Here is an 8,169-nt window from a genome sequence, read left to right on the forward strand (position 1 = left end):
GCGAACGCACTTATTAACTAACGCCTGCGACTTAATCTCCAACTCCCCGCATCTTCATTGGCGAGCGGTATAGATGGAAGTCAGTAACTAATACCTTTTGAGTATATTTATATAAATAATTCATAAACAGGGGGTAATATCGTCAACTTGTTCGATTTTCATCCATAAAATCGTTGCTGTGAAATATCATGAGTTTGAATTTCACGGAACTTCGCTCACTACGAAGTTCCGTGGGTGGGTTTGGAGTTTAGCTTTATTACTCATCGCCACTTTTTTTAAGTGTTAAATTCTCTCTTTGAGAGAAAAAAAGTATCTATCGTGATAGAACTATTATTTGAATTCGATGGTGATGCTGCGAACATGGCTGACGGATTTCTGCCAGGTGAGGTAGGAGGACTTATTAAATTATTTATCTCTTGTAGAATCAAATTGCGTTCTTGCTCGGAAGTAATTTTTTTAGTTAAATCATGTATTCTTGAAATACATTTATATTTAAAATAGCTGTCACTTTCATTTTTATCATAACGCGTAATCAGTCGTCTAATATTTTGTATAATTAATGAGTCAATTATTTTCTGACTATCAGCTTTAATATTCGCTATAAATCCCTCTTTATTTTGGTTTTCTTTATAAGAATTAAAAATAGTTGAAATTTCAGTTTGTTTATCTGGGAATATTGTTTTTAAACTTTTTAAAAAAGTATCATTTATTGAATAATCTTTGTTCACAGCAAATAGAATTAAATGAATATTGTCATTCTTGCAGAGTAGATCGTATATGTGATCCTTGCAGAGTAGATCGTATATGTGATCCTGTATGGTTTTATAGCTTTCTTGGTCGACAAATGAAAAGACAGTTTCGAAAAAACTTCGGAGTCGACCTCTGGAATATTTAAAATCATAACTAGTGAATAATTCATAAAGAATTTGCTCTGGGATTGCCATGATATAATTAAACGCATCTTCTGATGAGTTTTTATAGTTTTTTTCTAAATGAGATTCTAGCTGAGTCGTAACAGGTGATGCGTCGTAATAGTTGGTAAGTTCTGCCCAATTATTTTCTGTAGAAGATGCAATTTTTTTATCCATTTCTTCTTGGATTGTCGCGCTGGATATTACGTTAGTATTTGCTGCTATATTTTCAGGAGCCTGTGTGTTACTGGTCGAAGTTGATAGGTCTTGCAGTTGCGTTTCTGATTGTTTGTTATCGGTTATTGGGTAATTCTGACCACAAGCAGGTTTCTCTAAGACTATGTCTGCAACACCTCGATCGTTAGAACCATTTTGGTTATTACTTCCTTGATCTGCTTGTTTTCTGTTGCTGGATGATACGGGATTATTTGGTGTTATAGCGTTGTTGTTTGATGTTGTGATGGTCGCTGAAGTTGCGTTTGAGGTGGAGTTTAGCACTTGTTTTTGAGTAGTATTCTCTGAAACTGTTGTTAATAGAGCTGTATCTGAGTTATTCTCGACTAGTTCGTATTCGTGTAAATCATCAGAATCTGCATTTTCTGTGGTATTATCATCACTCGTTGTCAGTGCTAGCGTTGTACCATTAATCCCGCTCTCTGCGCTGTTCACAGTAGTAGTCGTGTTAGTAGTTGTTGTAGAATTATCACTTAAAGCAGTCATTTGTTGTTCTGTTGCAGAGTCACTCTGATTGCTCGCTGTTTGAGTATTACCAAGTAAATTAACAACTCCTTTATAAAGGCCACTAAGCATTTTCTATCTCTCTTTTTTATGTAACCTAAATGCCTCAATCGCGGAGTAATATTTTTGAAAAACCCCTCTATTCCAACGCATTTGGTTTAGTTAATTATTTTCTAAGACCCATAACATCTTAAAACCCAGGGCGATTATACATAAATTTTATTAAGATAATATTACGTAGCCGTAGCTTTGCCTCATAAAGGGTGTGTTAGCGCATGGTAGCGTGAGCTTGACTCGCGGTGCGGTGTTAAATAATCCCACTTTCCATGCTGCGCAACTTCAAATCGTCGAATAAGGCGAGATAGAGTCGGTAGTACCAGGGTAAGAAAGCAGTCATGGCGAAGGCTTTGGCGAAATTATGCGATAAATATAGCGGGGCTTGTGTGGCGGAGTGGGTAATCACCAAGGTTTCGCGAAAAGCGCTATCGATGAGTAGCGTTAATATAAGCGAGATAATGCCGCCGAGGATTAACAATAAAAAAGTTCGCCACCAATAGTGTTTTACTATGGCGATGCTAGAGGTTAAGGCTTTCCAGGGGTGATAATGCTCTAATAAAATTAATGCGGGAAATTGACTGAGTAAAATTAATAAAATAATGCCGGGAATAATTAAAATTAAAAGTCCTGATAAACCCGCTATCATGAAAATAATAAACCCGCAGAGAAAAAATGGAAATTTTTTAAATGCTAGGCGGAAGAGTTCTGTGGATTGTGTTTGTAGGTGATGCTGTTGATGATAAATACGCAAAATTAACCAACAGTGAAGAAATAATAAAATTAGCACATAAGGAAAAAAATACGGTAAAAAAGCGCGCACGCCAGTTTCAATTTGAGCAAAATGTTCAGAGGCGATGTTGGGAAAAATTAGCGCGGGTGCTACGGTGATAATGCCAATCAATAAACACAGCGCAAAATTGTTAAGCCATGTTTGTCCAAAGCGAGAAATACTGGAATGTAAAATTTCGCTGGGGCTATGAGTCGTCAAATTGTGATTGGACATGGTGGACTTCCTTGTGCTGCCATTTGCCGAGTATGTTCACTTTACAAGCGCGGATGATAGTATAATATACTTCCAACAGTGAAATGAAAAGACCAGGATCATGGGCATTCAGCAACGTATTGCAGAGTTTATTGATAGAGTTCAGGTATCGATTATTCAGAGTGTGGAATATTCTGAAGAATATATGGTCATGATAGGTGCAGTAGGGTTTATCGGATTTCCCTTGTTTTATATTTTGTGGAACTATATTTATCCCCAAGCATTTGAAAATTTGCAATTACGTTTAATTGGCAGTTTTCTTTGTATGATCTTAATGTTAAAAGACTATTGGCCACCGGCCTGGAAAAAGTTTTTTCCATTGTATTGGTATGTCACAGCGCTTTATTGCCTGCCTTTTTTCTTTTTATTTTTAGTATTAAAAAATAAATGGACGGTCATTCCAGTGATGGAAATGTTGTGTGGCTTATTTTTATTAGTATTATTAGTAGACTGGCTAAGCTTAATTATTTTATGTTTTCTTGGTTCCGCGCTGGCGCTGGTTGTTTATATTATCAGCACGCCTAATATTTATTTTGAAAGTATTTATTTGCAATATATTTCTGTATATTTATTTGCAGTGATCGCTGGAACTATTTTTAATTATAAAACCGGCGTATTAAAACGAGAAAAATTAGCAGTATTATCGATTATTAGCAGCAGTATCGCCCATGAATTACGCACACCGTTGTTAGGCATTAAAAGTGGATCGGTCGGGATTAAACGTTATTTACCTATTTTATTTGAAGCGTATAACTTAGCACGCGATCACGGGTTGCCCGTCACTAAAATTCGCTCAGCTCACTATAATACCTTATTGCCGGCCTTAGAGCGTATAGAAAATGAGGCTAATAATGCTAATACGATTATCGACATGCAGTTAATGAATGTGGGTAAGCAAACCATCGACTCAAGCATGTTTGAGATTTGTTCGATGAATGGCTGCGTTGAAGAAGCATTAATGCGCTATCCGTTTTCTTCCGCGGAAGAATATCGTTTGATCGACTGGAGACCCAGCGTTGAAGACCTTTATTTTAATGGCGCCAAATTATTAATGGTGCATGTGTTATTTAATTTAATTAAAAATGCATTGCATTTTATTGCTAAAGCGCGTAAGGGAAAAATAAAAATTTGGCTAGTCATGGAACCTACCCAAGGACATTTGTATTTTCGTGATACTGGAATAGGCATTTCCAGCAATAATTTACCCCGTATTTTTGAACGCTTTTATTCAACCACACTCTCCGGCACAGGGATCGGTTTATCGTTTTGTCGTTTAGTCTTAGAAAGTTTTGGTGGGCGAATCACCTGTCGTTCTCTAGAGGGTGAATTCACTGAATTTTGTTTAACCTTGCCACGCATTGAACATCCTTATTCAGAACTCAACTGACTTTGCTTCAGTAGGATTTTACGTTATCCTATCCACTTTGAGTATGGAGCGCTAAGGGATGCAAAAATACGGAATTCCTGCTTGTTATTATCCAACCACTGTCATTTTTGTGGATGATAGCCAGGATTTTTTAATGAATTTTAGTTTGCAGCTAGACCCCGGTCTTGCTTATCAGTTATATACGGCTCCCGACTCCGCTTTAGACACTATTAATTCCCAACATCGTGAATTGCTCGATCAGAAATGTTTTTCTCATAACTCCGAAGTAACAGGAAATCCTTCAACGACTCATACCATTAAAGTCGATATCAGCTCTATTCATCGTGAAGTTTACGACCCCCATCGCTTTAATGAAATTTCGGTCGTCGTCGTCGACTTTGCCATGCCTGATATTAACGGTTTAGAGTTTTGTAAAAAACTGATGGATAAGCCGGTCAAAAAAATCTTATTAACGGGTCAAGCCGATGCGCAAACGGCAATCGATGCATTCAATGCAGGCATTATTGATCATTTTATTTTAAAAAGTGATCCGCACGTCATCGAAAAAGTGAATAGTGCCATTTGTGAATTGCAGCAACGCTATTTCCAAGAAAAATCCGATTTCATGGTCAAAGCTTTAGCCATTGATTCCCCCAACTTTTTGCAAGATCCAATTTTTTACACATTTTTTACCGAATTGTGTCGACAACACGATTTAGTTGAATATTATTTAACTGAAAATACCGGTACATTTTTACTGCTGAGCGCGAATGCAGATGCTAAATGGCTAATTGTGTGCTTAGAACAAGATTTAAAAATGTATATTGAACTAGGCGAGGATTTAAATGCTTCGCGCAGTGTCATTGAGCGTTTAATTAAACGTGAGGCCATCCCACATTTTTGGCATGTCGATCGTTACTATCAAGTCGATCCCATCGAATGGGAATCCTATCTTTATCCCTGCAAACGCTTAAGTGGCCGCGAAGAATATTACTACACTTTAATCGATAATCCTTCTATTTCCAGGCTCGATACCGATGGCATTTTAAGTTATAACAATTATCTCGAACATTTAGATTACGCGTTGGTTTCTGAGAAAACGTGATAGCGAGCGATTGTCTTACGATTTGCGACAAGTGTTTTTTTCTCTTCTCCTTTTTTATAGTTTGACGTGATTATTTAATAACTTGATGAGGAGAACCCCATGCCAACCGCTATCAGTAAATTCGTATTCAGCAGTTTATTTCTAAGCTCACTCGCCTTAGGCGCGCCACAGCATTATCTTTGTTTCTTAAATCCAAGTGCCACAGGAAGTGGATCGATTAAACTGGCGGTGGCGCAAAATGAGTATGCAGCGCAATCCACTTCCAAAGTATTGAGCTTAACGGCTTATGAAGCGCCAACCTTCAGCCAAGACGATTCTTTAGAGTGTCATGTTGCGGGGCAATCGCATCTCCAAATTATTGGAACAACGTTGCCAACACAACCGCAGTGTGTTCTAAAGGATAATGGCGACTATGCCTATTTCACACCCAGCGAGCGCGAACACAGTTTAATTTTGCTTGCAGTGGATGGCGATTCGGATAGTTACAACTTCACTTTGCAAAATGCCTATTGTTTACCGCAATTTGCCTGAAAGTGACGTAAGTATCCCTTAACCTTCAAGATGCTCACCGCATCTTGAAGTGCGTTGAGTATAGGACAGGCCTTCGTCAACGGTATTGATCTCTTCAGCGGTTTCTGTTATAAAGTCCCGCTCGCATGAATGCATTCGGAATTGGAGATAGAAAGTAATGTCCAGAGTATGTCAAGTTACGGGTAAACGCCCGCAAGTGGGTAATAATGTGTCCCACGCTAACAACAAGACCAAACGTCGGTTTCTTCCTAACCTGCACACCCATCGTATCTGGGTTGAAAGTGAAAAACGTTTTGTAAAATTGACCGTAAGCTCACATGGCCTACGGATTATCGATAAACGCGGTATCGATGTAGTGTTAAAAGAACTACGCGACCGTGGTGAAGTGAAATAAGGAATTCTATCATGCGTGAAAAAGTAAAAATGGTTTCTACCGAAAGCAGTTATTATTACACCACAATGAAAAATAAACGTAATACCACGGAAAAATTGCGGATGAAAAAATACGATCCCGTTGTTCGCAAGCATGTTGTCTTTGAAGAAGGCAAAATTAAATAATTCTGAATGTTCGTGAATAAAAAAGCCTGCTAATTGCAGGCTTTTTTGTTTGGGCTATTCTGGAAAGAGAGATTAACTTCCGGATCTATACTCTTCACACTTGAATTTTAGGCTTTGTTGTCGAGCTAAAGCTACGGAGGGATTGTATTCAGTATACACTTCTTCGTATCTTTAACTCGACGCCTCGCCTAAAATCCAATTGTTTTGAATATATACCACTCACAAAGGGGAAAATCGCGATGAGTGGCACTTCAAGATGCTGTGGGCATCTTAAAGTGCGTTAAGTATTGAGTCTGTTGGGAGTATTACTCTGCAGCTCGTTGATTTGTTGGATAATGTTCAAAAATCAATGAGCTACAGTTTGATACTATCAGGGGCTTTATCCCACAGATTTTACAGATACTCGTTCAGGAATGACCTTAGTGAGTTGGATGCTTTGCGCCATGTCTTCCAATGTTTGAGCGCAGTGTTGTAAACGTTCTTTGAAATCAAGTGATTTTAAGGTTACGTCGATAGTGTCGAGCAGTTGAGCAAATTTTTCTTGCACGATGACGGCGACTTTAGGCGGTAATTGTTTTAAGTGTCGGCGTTTTTCACTAATGAGATGCTTTACTTGCTCGGCATGCGCGCTTAATTCTTGTGCCAACTGTTGACGTGGCTGTTCGAGAGATTGCATAACCTCTTTGGCCATCGCTGAAACGCGAAGCGATAGTTGATTAAAATTAATGTTGACATGATTATCGAATAATAACCACGTTCTTTCTTTCACCCGCTGGGGAACGGTTTGCTCGCCTTTGACCATGGAGCGTGGCGGTTCGCGGACATCCCAAACAATACGCAATTTTTCTAATAGTTTGATGACATAATAGGTGATATCAATTTCCCACCAGCGAAATCCTTGACGCGCGCAAGTTGAAAAATGATGATGATTGTTATGCCATCCTTCACCTAAGGTTAAAATAGCTAACCACCAATTATTGCGAGAATCATCCGCCGTTAAGTAACGTTGTTTACCGTATACGTGCGACAAAGAATTGATAAAGAAAGTGAAATGATAAAGAACGATGGTGCTAAGAATGAAACCCACAAATACGCCCTGCCATCCTGCAATGAGCCAGGCTATGGCGCCTAGAATAATGGCGGGAGTATAACGATGGCGATCGAGCCATCTCAGTTCAGGAAATTGCTCCCAATCTTTAGCGTTGTGATAATCGCGACTGAGAAATTCTTTAGTAAAAATCCAACCCACATGCGAATGCCAAAAGCCATCTTGACGCGGTGAATGAACATCTTTAGGAGTATCTGAAAATTGGTGATGTTGACGGTGATGATTCGCCCACCAAATCACGCCTTGTTGTGCGGAGCTTTGCGCAATAAACGCTAGAATAAATTGAAAAGTCCGACTGGTTTTAAAACTTTTATGCGAGAAATAACGGTGATATCCCGCAGTGACTCCCCACATTCTCACGATTAAAAAAACGAATGCGAGAATAATACTGGTGACACTGAATCCGGTGAAAATAATCCCTAAACACGATAAATGCAAGAGAATAAAAGGGATAGCAGCTAGGATGTCGTATTCGTGATGGCGTGCCGTTTTGGGTGTTTTCATAAAATGAGGTTACCTTCAGTTGTGTGTGGGACAATTTTATAGCGTTAACACTCGAATTGGTACCGTTCCAGTGAATTTTTTATTTCTTCACCGTTTTGCCAGAGCTGTTTCAATACTTCTTCGGCGTTTGCCTACGGTAGAAGCGGGTTACAAAATGAAGTGCTAACTTTTAGTATACATTATAAATCAGATAAATATGTGCCTGTTCCAGGCTATCTTTTTATCAAGCATCTTGAAATGCGGTGAGTA

Annotated in this window: 8 protein-coding genes; 5 read left to right on the forward strand and 3 right to left on the reverse strand. The window is 38.7% G+C overall.

Annotated features, from left to right (window positions below):
• Positions 1 to 275 precede the first annotated feature (275 nt).
• Positions 276 to 1,721, reverse strand: coding sequence for a hypothetical protein (locus tag KIT27_06795; protein ID MCW5589357.1), 1,446 nt, complete (start codon positions 1,719 to 1,721; stop codon positions 276 to 278).
• Positions 1,722 to 1,956: 235 nt separating this feature from the next.
• Entirely contained in the window at positions 1,957 to 2,709 is a 753-nt protein-coding gene (locus KIT27_06800) for a hypothetical protein (GenBank protein MCW5589358.1), read from the reverse strand.
• A 997-nt stretch (positions 2,710 to 3,706) separates the two neighbouring features.
• Between KIT27_06800 and KIT27_06805 the strand changes: the two genes are divergently transcribed.
• The 5 genes from KIT27_06805 (at position 3,707) to rpmG (ending at position 6,308) form a co-directional block, all read left to right on the forward strand.
• A complete protein-coding gene (locus KIT27_06805; protein MCW5589359.1) occupies positions 3,707 to 4,135 on the forward strand; it encodes an ATP-binding protein in 429 nt (142 codons plus the stop codon).
• Positions 4,136 to 4,193: 58 nt separating this feature from the next.
• Positions 4,194 to 5,219, forward strand: a complete 1,026-nt coding sequence (locus KIT27_06810; GenBank protein ID MCW5589360.1) for a response regulator — start codon at positions 4,194 to 4,196, stop codon at positions 5,217 to 5,219.
• A 99-nt stretch (positions 5,220 to 5,318) separates the two neighbouring features.
• Positions 5,319 to 5,750, forward strand: a complete 432-nt coding sequence (locus KIT27_06815; protein ID MCW5589361.1) for a hypothetical protein — start codon at positions 5,319 to 5,321, stop codon at positions 5,748 to 5,750.
• 157 nt (positions 5,751 to 5,907) lie between these two features.
• Positions 5,908 to 6,144, forward strand: a complete 237-nt coding sequence (gene rpmB / locus KIT27_06820) for a 50S ribosomal protein L28 (protein MCW5589362.1) — start codon at positions 5,908 to 5,910, stop codon at positions 6,142 to 6,144.
• Between the two features lie 11 nt (positions 6,145 to 6,155).
• Complete coding sequence (gene rpmG / locus KIT27_06825) at positions 6,156 to 6,308, forward strand: 50S ribosomal protein L33 (GenBank protein MCW5589363.1); 153 nt, start codon at positions 6,156 to 6,158, stop codon at positions 6,306 to 6,308.
• A gap of 379 nt (positions 6,309 to 6,687) precedes the next feature.
• On the opposite strand, the gene KIT27_06830 is transcribed toward rpmG, so the two are convergent.
• A complete protein-coding gene (locus KIT27_06830) occupies positions 6,688 to 7,920 on the reverse strand; it encodes an acyl-CoA desaturase (protein MCW5589364.1) in 1,233 nt (410 codons plus the stop codon).
• Positions 7,921 to 8,169: the final 249 nt, after the last annotated feature.

It is taken from the genome of Legionellales bacterium (assembly GCA_026125385.1).
Lineage (GTDB): Bacteria > Pseudomonadota > Gammaproteobacteria > JAHCLG01 > JAHCLG01 > JAHCLG01.